The 14,212-nt window shown below is 63.6% G+C and carries 10 protein-coding genes; 8 read left to right on the top strand and 2 right to left on the bottom strand.

Annotated elements, in window-relative coordinates; all coding sequences use genetic code 11:
* The first annotated feature begins 214 nt into the window (after nucleotides 1–214).
* Together ACFPQ5_RS04005 and ACFPQ5_RS04000 are read left to right on the top strand one after the other, a co-directional pair.
* Nucleotides 215–2,296 carry a UvrD-helicase domain-containing protein gene (locus tag ACFPQ5_RS04005; RefSeq protein ID WP_379751976.1) on the top strand — a complete coding sequence of 694 codons (2,082 nt, stop codon included), beginning with the start codon at nucleotides 215–217 and terminating at the stop codon, nucleotides 2,294–2,296.
* A 25-nt stretch (nucleotides 2,297–2,321) separates the two neighbouring features.
* The gene (locus ACFPQ5_RS04000) at nucleotides 2,322–2,528 is read left to right on the top strand and encodes a SlyX family protein (protein ID WP_379751975.1); all 207 of its coding nucleotides are present in this window, start codon (nucleotides 2,322–2,324) and stop codon (nucleotides 2,526–2,528) included.
* A 229-nt stretch (nucleotides 2,529–2,757) separates the two neighbouring features.
* Here the strand turns inward: ACFPQ5_RS04000 and ACFPQ5_RS03995 are convergent, their stop codons facing one another.
* Nucleotides 2,758–4,044 (bottom strand): FAD-dependent oxidoreductase, encoded by a 1,287-nt coding sequence (locus tag ACFPQ5_RS03995; RefSeq protein WP_379751974.1) that lies wholly within the window; start codon nucleotides 4,042–4,044, stop codon nucleotides 2,758–2,760.
* Nucleotides 4,045–4,055: 11 nt separating this feature from the next.
* On the bottom strand, nucleotides 4,056–4,943 hold the full coding sequence (locus ACFPQ5_RS03990; RefSeq protein ID WP_379751973.1) for an alpha/beta hydrolase: 888 nt from the start codon (nucleotides 4,941–4,943) through the stop codon (nucleotides 4,056–4,058).
* Nucleotides 4,944–5,161: 218 nt separating this feature from the next.
* Here ACFPQ5_RS03990 and ACFPQ5_RS03985 point away from each other — a divergent pair, with 218 nt between their 5' ends.
* The 6 genes from ACFPQ5_RS03985 (at nucleotide 5,162) to ACFPQ5_RS03960 (ending at nucleotide 14,210) form a co-directional block, all read left to right on the top strand.
* Nucleotides 5,162–7,297: a M3 family metallopeptidase gene (locus ACFPQ5_RS03985; RefSeq protein ID WP_379751972.1), complete on the top strand. Its 2,136-nt coding sequence runs from the start codon at nucleotides 5,162–5,164 to the stop codon at nucleotides 7,295–7,297.
* 150 nt (nucleotides 7,298–7,447) lie between these two features.
* Complete coding sequence (locus tag ACFPQ5_RS03980) at nucleotides 7,448–9,601, top strand: M3 family metallopeptidase (protein ID WP_379751971.1); 2,154 nt, start codon at nucleotides 7,448–7,450, stop codon at nucleotides 9,599–9,601.
* 118 nt (nucleotides 9,602–9,719) lie between these two features.
* Entirely contained in the window at nucleotides 9,720–10,001 is a 282-nt protein-coding gene (locus ACFPQ5_RS03975) for a VF530 family protein (protein WP_379751970.1), read from the top strand.
* Nucleotides 10,002–10,013: 12 nt separating this feature from the next.
* Complete coding sequence (locus ACFPQ5_RS03970; protein ID WP_136220482.1) at nucleotides 10,014–10,298, top strand: DUF4404 family protein; 285 nt, start codon at nucleotides 10,014–10,016, stop codon at nucleotides 10,296–10,298.
* Nucleotides 10,299–10,561: 263 nt separating this feature from the next.
* Nucleotides 10,562–12,757, top strand: a complete 2,196-nt coding sequence (locus ACFPQ5_RS03965) for a YgiQ family radical SAM protein (RefSeq protein ID WP_379752390.1) — start codon at nucleotides 10,562–10,564, stop codon at nucleotides 12,755–12,757.
* Between the two features lie 301 nt (nucleotides 12,758–13,058).
* Nucleotides 13,059–14,210, top strand: coding sequence for a GGDEF domain-containing protein (locus ACFPQ5_RS03960; protein ID WP_379751969.1), 1,152 nt, complete (start codon nucleotides 13,059–13,061; stop codon nucleotides 14,208–14,210).
* The last annotated feature ends 2 nt before the right edge of the window (nucleotides 14,211–14,212 follow it).

The following is a 14,212-nucleotide window of genomic DNA, read 5'->3' as shown; positions in this document are numbered from 1 at the left end:
TAGCCCAGAAGGCGCCGAATCGAGCATATATGTGTGCGCCCGCCCGGAATTCAACTTCGAGCAGCCTGATCCGGCGTTCGCCGCTACAATAGCCGGGCTCGCTGCCGCCGATGGTGTGACTGCCTGCAACACTCATCGCAATCTCATGCCGACATTGTCGCGCGTTGCCGGGAGGCTTCGCTACAATACTCGGCTGTCTTCAAGAATATTTCCCATGTCCAACGCACCCAAGTTCGGCCTGAACGGGCCGCAAAGCGAAGCCGTGCTCTATCTCGACGGCCCCTGCCTGGTGCTGGCCGGCGCCGGCTCGGGCAAGACGCGGGTGATCACGCAAAAGATCGCGTACATGATCGAGCACTGCGGCTACGATCCGCGCACGATCGCCGCGCTCACGTTTACGAACAAAGCCGCGCTCGAAATGCAGGAGCGCATCGGCAAGCTTTTAAAACAGCCGAAGCAGGCCAAGCAGCTGACGGTCTCCACCTTCCACTCGCTGGGCGTGAAAATCCTGCGCCAGGAGGCGGCCGGCGTCGGCCTCAAGGACAAGTTCTCGATCATGGACAGCGACGACTGCTACACGATCGTCTCCAGCCTGGCCGTCACGACCGACAAGCAGGAAGTGCGCCGCATCCAGAACATGATCTCGCTGTGGAAGAACGGTCTCGTGGACCCGGACGACGCCATCAACAACGCCAAGGACGAGGACGAAGCCCAGGCCGGCCGTATCTACCGCAGCTATGTCGCGACCTTGCAGGCCTACCAGGCGGTCGACTTCGACGACCTGATCCGCTTGCCGGTGGAACTGTTCCGCAACAACGACCCGATCCGCGACCGCTGGCAGAGACGACTGCGCTACCTCTTGATGGACGAGTACCAGGACACGAATACCTGCCAGTACGAGCTTGTCAAACTGCTGGTGACGGGCATCGGCAAGAAGCCGATGTTCACGGCCGTGGGCGACGACGACCAGGCGATCTACGCCTGGCGCGGCGCCTCGGTGGAAAACCTGAAAACCCTGCAGACCGACTTCCCGGACCTGCGCGTGATTAAACTCGAACAGAATTATCGGTCGACCACGCGCATCCTGCAGGCGGCGAACGCCGTCATCGACAACAACCCGAAGCTGTTCGAAAAATCGCTGTGGTCGGAACACGGCCTGGGCGAGCCGATCAAGGTCCTGGGGATGCAGAGCGACGAGCAGGAAGCCGACCAGGTCGCGATCATGATCTCGGCCGACCATTTTCAACGCAAGAACAAGTGGACCGACTACGCGATCCTGTACCGCGGCAACCACCAGGCGCGCATCATCGAGCAGGCGCTGCGCAAGGAACGCATTCCCTACACGATGTCGGGCGGGCAGAGCTTTTTTGATAAAGCCGAGATCAAGGACATCATCGCCTACCTGCGCCTGATCGCCAACCAGGACGACGACCCGGCCTTCATTCGCGCCGTCACGACACCGAAGCGCGGCGTCGGCATGGCGACGCTCGAGGTGCTGGGGGAAGTGTCGAAACAGTGGAACTGCTCGCTGTTCGAGGCGGCGAGCAAGGGTGGACTCGAAGCGAAACTGCAGGACCGCCAGCTGCATCCGCTGCGCGACTTCTGCCGCTTCATCGACGAGCTGGAAAGCCGCGCCACGCGTCCCGGACCCTCGGGCAGCGGAGAAAATGCGGCCGAGGTACTCGACGACATGATGAAGGAGATGAATTACGAGCACTACCTGTACGAGAACTTCGACGACCGCGCGGCGCAAGGCAAGTGGCAGAACGTGATGGAGTTTTTGAACTGGCTGAAGGAACGCGGCAACGGCGGCCGTGACGGCACCGGCGAAGAGAAGAACTTGCTGGAGCTGACGCAGATGGTGGCGCTGATGTCGATGCTGGAAGGCCAGGACGAAGAGCAGGACGCCGTGCGCATGTCCACTTTGCACGCCTCGAAGGGGCTGGAGTATCCGCACGTGTTCTTGGTCGGCGTGGAAGAGGGGATTTTGCCGCACAAGGGCGACCCGGACGACCCGATCGAGAAGATCGCGGCGCGCATCCAGGAAGAGCGGCGCCTGATGTACGTGGGGATCACCCGCGCCCAGCGTTCGCTGCAGATCACCTGGTGCAAGAAGAGGAAACGCGCCGGCGAACTGGTGCACTGCGATCCTTCTCGCTTCATCAAGGAGATGGCGCTGGACGAAGGCGATGCGCCGCCGAAGGAATCGGAAATCATCAGCCCGAAGGACCGCCTGGCCAGTTTGAAGGCGCTGCTGAATACGCCGAAGCCGGATGCCGGCAAGCTGCTGTCATAATGCGCGTTTAACGCAGGGACGTACCGTGGAACACGAAGACCGTTTTGTCGATATCGAAATCAAGCTGGCGCACATGGAAGACCTGGTCGATACCTTGAATACGACCGTCTACCAGCAGGCGCGCCGCATCGACCAGCTCGAGGGCATCGTGCAGCAGCTGGCCGAGCATGTGCGCACGCTGCGCGAAACCGGGCAGCAAATGCCGGCGAACGAGCGGCCGCCGCATTATTGATTCGTCACGCGTATCGACCGGGACACGCCGTACGACGAACCGGTTTTGTAGGGTGGGCATTCCATCCCCACGCCGTTTCACCGGTTGAAACCACGCGGCGCAATTACGCCAGGCGACGTAGAGTGGAGTCCCGACTCCACGCGTGCATGCGGTGATGGGCCGTACCGATGTTTTATGCGCTACGGCGTGCACGCTCGGTAAACGCGTGGAGTCAGGACTCCACCCTACATCAAGCGGCCAGCCTGCTTCCTAATCGTTTGCCCAGGCACAGCAAGGTTAAAGTCGGCGGCAGGCCCCATGGCTCCGGAATCACCGACGCATCGCACACGAACAGCCCCTTCGTGGACGTCTGCAAATCCGCATCCACCCCCTCCCCAATACGCACGCTCCCACCCGGATGCGCCGCGAAATGCCACGATTTGAAGATGTGATGCGCCCCGGCCGCACGCAAAATCGATTTCGCCAGCCCGACCCCATGCGCCAGCTTTTTCCGGTCCCCCGCGGACAGCGTCTTGTCGACCCAGCGCGGCCCGACGCTGCCGCCGATGTCGTCGCGAATCTTGACCATCATCGACAGGGTGCGACGGTGCGCAAACAGCCGGTCGACGCGGCCGACCTGCATCGCAAAGGCCGCGTACATCGGCTGCGGCAAGGTCAAATCGGCCAGCGCCACGCCCTCATCATGCAGGTGCAGCCCGGCCGCCATCGGCACCTCGGCGCCGCCCTCGATGTCGTCCACGCTCCCCATCACCGCCACCACCGGATCGCTGAAGAAGGGAGCATGACGCGGCCCCAGGCCCGAGCGGTGCAGCAGGCGCGGGCTGCCCAGGCCGCCCCCGGCCAGCACGACGATCGGAGCGGTAACGGTATGCGATGTACCGCCGTGTTCGAACTCGACGCCTGCCGCACGGCCATCCTGCACCAGCACGCGCAGCACGCGCGCCCGCTCGAGCAGCTGCGCGCCATGCCGGCAAGCCTCGTCGACGAAATCGCGCGCCGTCCACTTGGCGCCGAAGGGGCAGCCGTACACGCAGCGCCAGCAGCCGCTGCGGCAGCTCTCGGGCCGGATCATCTTGTCGAGCTTATGCCAGTCCAGCGACAGACTGCGCGCGGCCGTCATCATGCGCGCGGCCATCGGGCCGACCAGCGCATCGGGCAAGGGCGCCAGCGGCAGTTCGGCGCGCAGTTCGGCCAGGGACGCAGACAGGTCGATGCCATAGCGGTCGAACAGGGCCTGCGGCGGCGCGGCGGCCGTCGCGAAATTGACCGCCGAGCTGCCCCCTAAGGTGGTCCCTGCCACCAGCAGCGAAGCGTCGCGGTGCAGGTAGGCGCCCTTGCCGGGCACGGCGGCCATCGCCGCCATTTGCGTGACGGTGCCGGTCAAAGGCGCGGCACTGCCCTGTTCCAGCACCAGCACGCGCAGGCCGCGCCGAGCCAATTCGCGCGCCGTGCTGGCGCCACCGGGGCCGCTGCCGACGACGACGGCATCATACGAAGAGCGCAGTTCAGGAGGCATGGCCGAGTTGCTTACTTTTTCATCGGCAGCACCGAACGCAAGCCATGGGTCAGCACCAGCGGGAACACGCTCGCATGGTCCTCGTCCGCGAACACTTTGACTTGCGTGCGCAAATTCGGGTAGCGCTGCGCCTTGAGGGCACTGTCGAACTCGCGCAGGTCGGCCACCATGTCGTGGTTCTCGTCGTCGCGCGCGCGCTTTTTGCCGGGCGCGAGCCGTTCCAGGGCGCCGATGCCGAAGAAGACGTTCGCCTGCAGGTCGCGATGGCGGTCGCCGTAGACCTCGAGCCGCTTGAACATCACGCCGCTGTCGTACCACAGCGAAGGGCTGCCGAGGATGTAGTACTCGAAGCTGCGCGGCTTGTCGAACAGGATCTGCAGGCCGAGCAGGCTGCCGTACGAATGCCCGACGAAGAACTTGCGCTTCATGTCGGCGCGGTAGTGCTTCGCGACCAGCGGCAGCACCTGGTCGGTCAGGAAGCGCGCGTAGGCGGGCGCTTCGCCGAGTGCGAGCGGGCGGCCCGGCATGTCGGAGCGGTAGCTGTGCTGGCGCGGCACGGTCGGCGTGTAGTCGCGCCGGCGGCTGTACACGCCCGTGTCCCCTTTCGCATACGACAGGCCGACCACGATCGTCTCTTCCATGCCCGCGTGCTTGGTCAGCCGTTGGGTGATGCTGCGCACCAGCGGAAAGGCATAGTTCGCATCCGTCACGAACAGCACCGGATAGCTGCGCGTGCCCTCGCGGTAGGAATCGGGCAGGGCCACGAACACCTGGTAGTCGCGTTTCAGGGCGGCGGCGCGCAGCTCGCGTACTTCGGTGTTCTCGAGCGTGTAGGAAGGCGGGGTTTGCGCCATGGCGGCGCCCGTCAAGAAGACGAGGGCAAGGACGGTCGTTTTCAAATGGTCGCTCCGACGATAGGCAAGCATTGTAATCTGTTGATTTTACGGCAATTCACATCCGGCGCATGCACGAATCCGCCCTCCGGCCGCACGCTGTCCACCCATCTTTGTATCAGATTTGTTTCAGCCGCCGACGCGACAATAAGCCTGCTATGATCTCCGGCGCACCTGTCGGCGGCGATCCCGCGGGCAGCCTTTTCGAGTTCGTGAGAGAGACCATGACACGCCCACAAATGCTCATCATCGCAGCCAGCCTGGCTTTTGCCGGTACCGCCTTTGCAGCCCAGCCCGCACCAGGCGCCGTGCTGGACGCCTCTAACCCCTTCGCCAAGCCGAGCGCGCTGCCGTTCAATTACCCGGCCTTCGACAAGATCAAGGACGAGCACTTCCTACCGGCCTATGCCGCCGGCATGCGCGAACAGCTGCGCGAAGTGGCCGGCATCGCCAACAACCCGAAGGCGCCGACCTTCGACAACACGATCGTCGCGATGGAGCGCTCGGGCCAGCTGCTCTCGCGCGTGTCCGCCGTGTTCTCGAACCTGCAGACCGCGAATACGAACGACCGTCTGGACGCCGTCGACCGCGAGATGTCGCCGAAACTGGCCGCCCACAACGATGCGATCTACCTGAACCCGAAACTGTTCAAGCGCGTCGAAACCCTGCACGCCAAACGCGACAAACTGGGCCTGGATGCGGAAGCGACCTTCCTGCTCGAGCGCTACTACAAGGAATTCGTGCGCGCCGGCGCCAAGCTGTCGAACGCGGACAAGGAAAAGCTGAAAGCCTACAACGGCGAGATCGCCTCGCTGCAATCGGAATTCTCGCAGCGCGTGCTGAAGGAAGCGAACGCCTCGGCGCTGGTGCTGAACACCCGCGAAGAGCTGGCCGGCCTGTCGGACGCCGAAATCACGGCCGCTGCCGCCGAAGCGAAAAAGCGCGGCCTGGACGGCAAGTACGTGATCACGATCGCCAACACCACCATCCAGGCGCCGCTGGCCAGCCTGACGAACCGCTCGGTGCGCGAGCGCCTGCAGGCGGCCTCGATGAACCGCGGTTCGCGCGGCGGCGAATTCGACACGCGCGAGCTGGTGCTGAAACTGGCGAAGCTGCGCGCCGAACGCGCGACCCTGCTCGGCTACCCGAACTACGCGGCCTATTCGCAGGAACTGGAAACGGCCAAGAATCCGGCCGCCGTGAACAAGCTGCTGGCGGAACTGGCCAAGCCGGCCGTGAACAATGCTCGACGCGAAGCGGGCGAGATCCAGAAGATCATCGACGCCCAGAAGGGCGGCTTCCAGGTCGCGGCCCACGACTGGGCCTTCTACACGGATAAAGTGCGCGCCGCCCAGTACAACTTCGACGAGAACCAGCTGCGTCCTTACTTTGAGCTGAACAACGTGCTGGTCAACGGCGTGTTCTTCGCCGCCACCAAGGAATTCGGCATCACCTTCAAGGAACGCAAGGACCTGCCGGTGTACGACCCGGACGTGCGCACCTTCGACGTGATCGACGCCGACGGCAAGCAGCTGGCGATCTTCATCTTCGACCCGTATGCGCGCGCCAACAAGCAGGGCGGCGCCTGGATGAACGAATACGTGTCGCAGTCGCACCTGCTGGGCCGCCATCCGGTGGTCGGCAACCACCTGAACATCCCGAAGCCGCCCGCAGGCGAGCCGACCCTGATGACCTACGACGAAGTGCGCACCGCCTTCCACGAATTCGGCCACGCCCTGCATGGCATGTTCTCGAACGTGAAATACCCGCACTTCTCGGGCACGAATGTCCCGCGCGACTTCGTCGAGTATCCGTCGCAGGTCAACGAGATGTGGGCGATCTGGCCGGAAGTGCTGGCCAACTACGCCAAGCACTACAAGACCGGCGAAGCGATGCCGAAGGCGCTGCTGGACAAGGTCGTCGCCTCGAAAAAATTCAACATGGGCTTCGTCACCACCGAGTACCTGGCCGCTTCGCTGCTGGACCAGCGCTGGCACCAGCTGACCCCGGCGCAAATCCCGACCGACGTGCTGGCCTTCGAGGCCAAGTCGCTGAAGGATGCCGGCGTCGACTTCGCGCCTGTGCCGCCGCGCTACCGTTCGACCTATTTCTCGCACTCGATGAACGGCGGCTACTCGGCCGGCTACTACGCCTACCTGTGGAGCGAAAAGCTCGACGCCGACACGGTCGAGTGGTTCAAGGAAAACGGCGGTTTGTCGCGCAAGAACGGCGACCACTTCCGCAAGACCCTGCTCTCGCGCGGCGGGACCACCGAGGCGATGAACCTGTTCCGCGATTTCCGCGGCCGCGATCCGATCATCGAGCCGCTGCTCGAGCGCCGCGGCCTGACGGCGAATTGATTGACGGCGCGGGCTGCGGTCCGCGCCAACCATGATCGTCGTTCAGGCGGGCATGCCCGCCCTACGAATAGCGGTGTACCGTAGGGCGGGCATGCCCGCGCGGAAGCATGCACCCTGTTTGCCCATTCAATACCATTACATAGAGACACCATGAACCGTTCCCACATCCTGCTGGCTGCCGTCAGCCTCGCCGTCGCCAGCCTGGCCTCGGCCCAGACCGCGCCTGCCGCGCCAGCCATCCACGCCCAGTCGGCCACGGTCTTCGACGCATCGAACCCGTTCGCCAAGCCGAGCACGCTGCCGTTCAACTACCCGGCCTGGGACAAGATCAGGAACGAGCACTTCGCACCGGCCTTTGCCGAAGGCATGCGCCAGGAAGCGCGCGAAGTCGAGGCGATCGCCAACAACAAGGCCGCACCGACCTTCGACAACACCATCGTCGCCATGGAGCGCTCGGGCCAGCTGCTCAACCGCGTGCAGGCCGCGTTCGGCACCCTGACCGGTTCGTACACGAACGACACCCTGCAGGCGCTGCAGAAGGAACTGTCGCCTCAACTGGCTGCGCACAACGACGCGATCCGCCTGAACCCGAAGCTGTACGCACGCATCAAGGCCCTGTACGACAAGCGCAGCAAGCTGAAACTCGATGCCGAGTCGAGCTACTTGCTCGAGCGCTACCACACCGATTTCGTGCGGGCCGGCGCCAAGCTCTCGAACGCCGACAAGGAAAAACTGAAAGCGTATAACAGCCAGCTCGCGGCCCTGCAGACCCAGTTCGCGCAGAACGTGCTGAAGGAAGCGAATGCTTCGGCCCTGATCGTCGACAGCGCTGCTGAACTGGCCGGCATGTCCGACAAACAGATCGCCGTCGCCGCAGCGGAAGCGAAAAAGCGCGGCCTGGACGGCAAGTTCGTGGTCCCGGTCGTGAACACCACCCAGCAGGCGGGCCTGTCGGTGCTGACCAACCGCGCCACCCGCGAAAAGCTGCTGGCTGCCTCGCTGGCGCGCGGCTCGCGCGGCGGCGAGTTCGACAACCGCGACGTCGTCCTGAAAATCGCCAAGCTGCGCGCCGAACGCGCCGTGCTGCTGGGCTACCCGAACTATGCGGCCTACAACCTGGAAGAGCAGACCGCGAAGACGACCAAGGCAGTCAACAGCCTGCTGGCCGAATTCGCCAAGCCGGCCGTAAACAACGCGAAGAAGGAAGCGGCCGAGATCCAGGCGGTGATCGATGCCGAGAAGGGCGGCTTCCAGGCCGCCGCCTATGACTGGGCCTTCTATAGCGACAAGGTGCGCGCCCAGCGCTATGCCTTCGACGCATCGCAGCTGCGTCCCTACTTCGAGCTGAACCGCGTGCTGATCGACGGCGTGTTCTTCGCGGCCAACAAGGAATTCGGCATCAGCTTCAAGGAACGCACCGATCTGCCGACCTACGACGCCGACGTGCGTACCTTCGACGTGTTCGATGCCGACGGCACGCAGCTCGCGATCTTCACCCTCGACCCGTATGCGCGTTCGACCAAGCGTGGCGGCGCCTGGGCCAATGCCTGGGTCGCGCAGAGCAAGCTGCTGGGTACGAAACCGGTCATCGCCAACAACCTGAACATCGCCAAGCCGGCCGCGGGCGAGCCGACCCTGCTGACCTACGACGAAGTACGCACGACCTTCCACGAATTCGGCCACGCGCTGCACAGCATGTTCTCGGAAGTGAAATACCCACGCCTGGCCCGCGTTCCGCGCGACTACGTCGAGTTCCCGTCGCAGGTCAACGAGATGTGGATGGCCTGGCCGGAAGTGCTGGCGAATTATGCCAAGCACTACCAGACCGGCGCGCCGATGCCGAAAGAGCTGCTGGACAAGGTGCAGGCCTCGCAGCAGTTCAACGAAGGCTTCCGCACCACCGAGTTTCTGGCCGCGTCGCTGCTGGACCAGGCCTGGCACCAGCTGGCGCCGAACCAGATCCCGACCGACGTGCTGGCCTTCGAGGCTGACGCGCTCAAGAAGGCGGGCGTCGACTTCGCCCTGGTGCCGCCGCGCTACCGCACGACCTACTTCTCGCACACCTTCTCGGGCGGTTACTCGGCCGGCTACTACGGCTACCTGTGGGCCGAGAAGCTCGATGCGGACACCGTGAACTGGTTCAAGGAACACGGCGGCCTGACCCGCAAGAACGGCGACCACTTCCGCAAGACCCTGCTGTCGCGCGGCGGTACGCTGGATGCGATGCAGATGTACCGCAATTTCAGTGGGCGTGATGCGCAGGTGCAGCCGCTGCTGGAGCGTCGTGGGTTGACGGGGCAGTAATATTGTTCAGCGACGGTGGCGGATGATTGCCGCCGTCGCGGATGAATTGATGTTGTAACCGCGTGGAGTCGGGACTCCACCCTACGGTAGGGTGGAGTCCCGACTCCACGCGTTTTTCGTGCCCGCGCACACCCCCAACGTGGTGTATAAATCCACTGAATCCAACCACAGAAAAGCACCACCAGCGATGAGTGTTCAATCCCTCCACGGTATTACCTTAGAATCCCTGTTAACCCGCCTCGTCGAGCACTATGGCTGGGAGGGGCTCGGCCGCCGGATCGATATCAACTGTTTCCAGAAAGACCCGAGCATCAAGTCGAGCCTGAAGTTTTTACGCCGCACCCCGTGGGCGCGCGAGCAGGTCGAGGCCCTGTACCTCGAGACCCGCTTCACGAACTAAGAGAGAACCGACATGCTGAACGAGAACGATTCGAACCTGAAGGCGCACCTGAAAACCCTGCACCGCAGCCTGGCCGAAACGGGCGAGGTCGACGAAGAGCTGCAGATGCTGCTGCGCCAGCTCGACGGCGACATCAAGCAGGTACTGGAACGCCGCGCCGACGCCGACCTCGACGCCAACACCTATGGCCTCGGTTCGCGTACCCAGGAACTGAGCGCACGTTTCGATTCACGGCATCCGAACGTATCGGCGGCCTTGCGTCAGCTTGGAAATATTCTCTCAAGCATGGGCATTTAGCACCTCATAAAGTCCCCATGGCTGCGTTGCACCGTCTCGCCGTACTAGCGTACTGTCTTCGACGGCGCGCCTTGCCCTGGGAACTTTATGAGGCGCTAAAAGTCGCTACTCAGCCACAAGTCATTGAAATGTAAGCAATTTCTGGAAGGGGCAGCAGCCGGATAAGCCGTTTTCCGGTAAAATGCCGGCCAATGACCCCAACCAATCTCTTCGCGAGCGTCCCAAAGCGCTCCAGCCGCGCACCTGCCGCGCCTTTCCTCCCGATGACCCGCGCCGAAATGGACGCGCTGGGCTGGGATTCGTGCGATGTGATCCTCGTCACCGGCGACGCCTACATCGACCATCCGAGCTTCGGCATGGCGCTGGTCGGCCGTCTGCTGGAAGCGCAGGGTTACAAGGTCGGCATCATCAGCCAGCCGGACTGGCAGTCGGCGGAACCCTTCCGCGCGCTGGGCAAGCCGAATTTGTATTGGGGCATCACCGCCGGCAACATGGACTCGATGGTCAACCGCTACACGGCCGACCGCAAGATCCGCTCCGACGACGCCTATACGCCGAACGCCGAGCCAAATAAACGGCCGGACCGCGCGGTGACCGTCTACGCCCAGCGCGTGCGCGAAGCCTATCCGGGCGTGCCGGTGGTGATTGGTTCGATCGAAGCCTCGCTGCGCCGCATTGCCCACTACGATTACTGGTCCGATAAAGTGCGCCGCTCGGTGCTGTTCGAATCGAAAGCCGACCTGCTGATCTTCGGTAACGCCGAACGGGCGCTGGTCGACGTCACGCGCCGCATCGCCGCCGGCGAGAACATCAAGAGCATCCGGGATATTCGCGGCACCGCCTTCCTGGTGCCGCAGGGCTGGCTGCCGGACGAAGAGTGGTCGACCCACAATTCCACTCGCGTGGACGTGCCGGGCCGCATCGACGCGCATCCGAACCCGTACGCGATGGCGCAGGAAGACACCAAGGCCTGCGCCACCGAAAACGCGAAACCGGAGCCGGAAGTCAAACCGGTGGTCATCATGACGCGCGAAGAGCGGCAAGCCGCTGCCCGCGAAAAAGCGCGCAAGACGGTGGTGCGTCTGCCGAGCTTTGAAACCGTCAGCGAAGACCCGGTGATGTACGCGCACGCCTCGCGCGTGTTCCACCTCGAATCGAATCCGGGCAATGCGCGCGCGCTGGTGCAGGCGCATGGCGACCGCGACGTCTGGCTGAACGCGCCGCCGCTGCCGCTGGCCATGGACGAGATGGACAACGTGTATGACCTGCCGTACGCGCGCAATCCGCACCCGAGCTACGGCAAGGCCCATATTCCGGCCTGGGAAATGATCCGTTATTCGGTCAACATCATGCGCGGCTGCTTCGGCGGTTGCACCTTCTGCTCGATTACCGAGCACGAGGGACGGATCATCCAGAGCCGCTCGGAGCCCTCGATCCTGCGCGAGATCGAGCTGATCCGCGACACGACGAAGAATTTCGGCGGTACGATTACCGACCTCGGCGGCCCGACGGCCAACATGTACCGCCTCGCTTGCAAAGAGAAGAGCATCGAGGAATCCTGCCGCCGCCTGTCCTGCGTGTACCCGACCATCTGCAGCAACCTGGGCACCGACCACAGCAAGCTGATCCAGCTGTACCGCAAGGCGCGTGCGATCCCGGGTATCAAGAAGATCCTGATCGGTTCCGGCCTGCGCTACGACCTGGCCGTGCGCTCGCCCGAGTACGTCAAGGAACTAGTGACGCACCACGTGGGTGGCTTGCTGAAAATTGCGCCGGAACACACGGAGCAGGGCACCTTGTCGAAGATGATGAAGCCGGGCATCGGCGCCTACGACGAGTTCAAGCGCATGTTCGAGAAGTATTCGATCGAGGCCGGCAAGAAGCAGTACCTGATCCCGTACTTCATCGCCGCGCACCCGGGCTCGACCGACGAGGACATGCTGAACCTGGCCCTCTGGCTGAAGAAAAATAATTTTAAACTCGACCAGGTCCAGACCTTCACGCCGACCCCGATGGCGATGGCGACGACCATGTACCACACGCGCAAGAATCCGCTGAAAAAGGTGACGGAGGATTCGGAAGTCGTGGAAACGGCGCGTAGCGGCAAGATGCGTAAAGCTCATAAAGCCTTCCTGCGCTACCACCATCCGGAGAACTGGCCGATCCTGCGCGAGACGCTCACCAAAATGGGTCGTGGCGACCTGATCGGCAATGGCGAGCGCCACCTGGTGCCGGCCTGGCATCCGTCGGAAGAGAACGGCACCGCCATCGCAGGCGACCGCAAGCGCCAGGGCGGCATGCCGTCGCCGGCGCCGCACCAGATCGCGGCGCATGCCAAGCGCAAGCCGGAGCAGCGTACGCCGGTAGCTGCGGGCCGTGCACCGGCTGCCGCGCCGGAACGTTCACGTCCGTCGATCCTGTCGACCATCAAGACCAAGCCGAAGGGCGCACGCAAATAAGGCGTGAAGTCATCAAGTTCGGCAAAAAAGCCGGCTCTTGCAGCGATGCACGGGCCGGCTTTTTCATTTTATTGATGAATTGTTGTGCCTTGACCACGTAACATTATCCGCTATGCATCATCCCGTCACTTTGATGCCGAGTCCGCCTACTAAACATATCAAGCGTGCGAACACGGCCATAAAAAGCCGGTAGAATAATTCCTTTGGGAAATAGTTGTTAGCTGAAAAATAATACCCTGGCTGAGTCCACAATTGCGGATACGTGCCAGGCGGCAGCCACAGCTCCCACAAGGAATCCGCAGTGATCGATCATTACCTTTATATTTTAGGGATCGCCATCGGCAACGTCGCGTTCGGCGTGCTGATGTTGCCCTATGTGCGCAGCAACAGCGTCACGCCCGGCCTGACGGTCTGGATGTGGGCACGCATGGCCTTTGGCGCGACGCAGCTGCTGGCCTGGCTGCGCCCGGAGACGGGCTGGCCCCTGCTGGCGATCCTGGAGTCGGCAGGCTGGATCGCCGGCATGACGCTGGAGGCGGCCGCCTATTTCATGTTCTTCGGTTATGCCCGGCTGCGCCGCTACCTGGCGCCGGTCGCAGGGCTCAGCCTGGTCCTGGCCTGCGCGGCCTCGCTGAACGGTTTGCCGCACCGCGAGCTGGTCGTGTACGTGTCGCTGGTCATGGGCATGGGCGCGTTTACGACGGGGGCGATCCTGATGCGCCTGCGCCAGTCCGATACCACCGCGCTGCAGCGCCTGATCGGCGTGTCCGACATGGGTTCGGGCGCCGCCATGGTTTTCTGGGCGCTGGTCTTCCTCGCCGGCCTGCCTGTGCCGGGCTGGGGCGAAGCGATGGCTTATGTTGCCGGCTACCTGCTCCTGATCGTCAACGGTTTCGGCTTCATCCTGATGAGCAAGCAGCGCGACGACGCCCGCATGGCACGCCTGGCCACGACCGACGACCTGACGGGCCTGCTGAACCGGCGCGCCTTCTTCGAGCGTGCCGAGGCGGCGCGCCTGCTGGCCCTGCGCCAGCAGCAGCCGATCACGCTGCTGATGCTCGACATCGACCATTTCAAGCAGCTCAACGACCGCTTCGGCCATGCGACCGGCGACGAGGCGCTGGTGCAATTCGCCACGAGCTGCAACGCGGCGCTGCGCGAGCACGACATCCTGGGCCGCCTCGGCGGCGAGGAATTCGCGCTGGCGCTGCCGGGCACGGATCTCGAAGGCGCGCTGCACGCCGCCGAGCGCCTGCGCCAGGGCGTGCTCGACATCCGCCTCCTCACCTGCGGCAACAGCTACACGATGACGGTCAGCATTGGCGCTGTCCTGATCGACCCGCAAGAAGAGTTACCCGCGGCGCTCGCCCGCGCCGACCACGCGCTGTACGAAGCCAAGGGGAATGGGCGTAATCGGGTTGAAGCCGGCCTGCCCGGACGCCGCCGCGCCTGACC

Origin of the sequence: Massilia suwonensis (assembly GCF_042655665.1) — a bacterium.
In the GTDB taxonomy this organism is placed as follows: domain Bacteria; phylum Pseudomonadota; class Gammaproteobacteria; order Burkholderiales; family Burkholderiaceae_D; genus Telluria; species Telluria suwonensis.
This window is presented reverse-complemented; position numbering and strand designations above follow the sequence as displayed.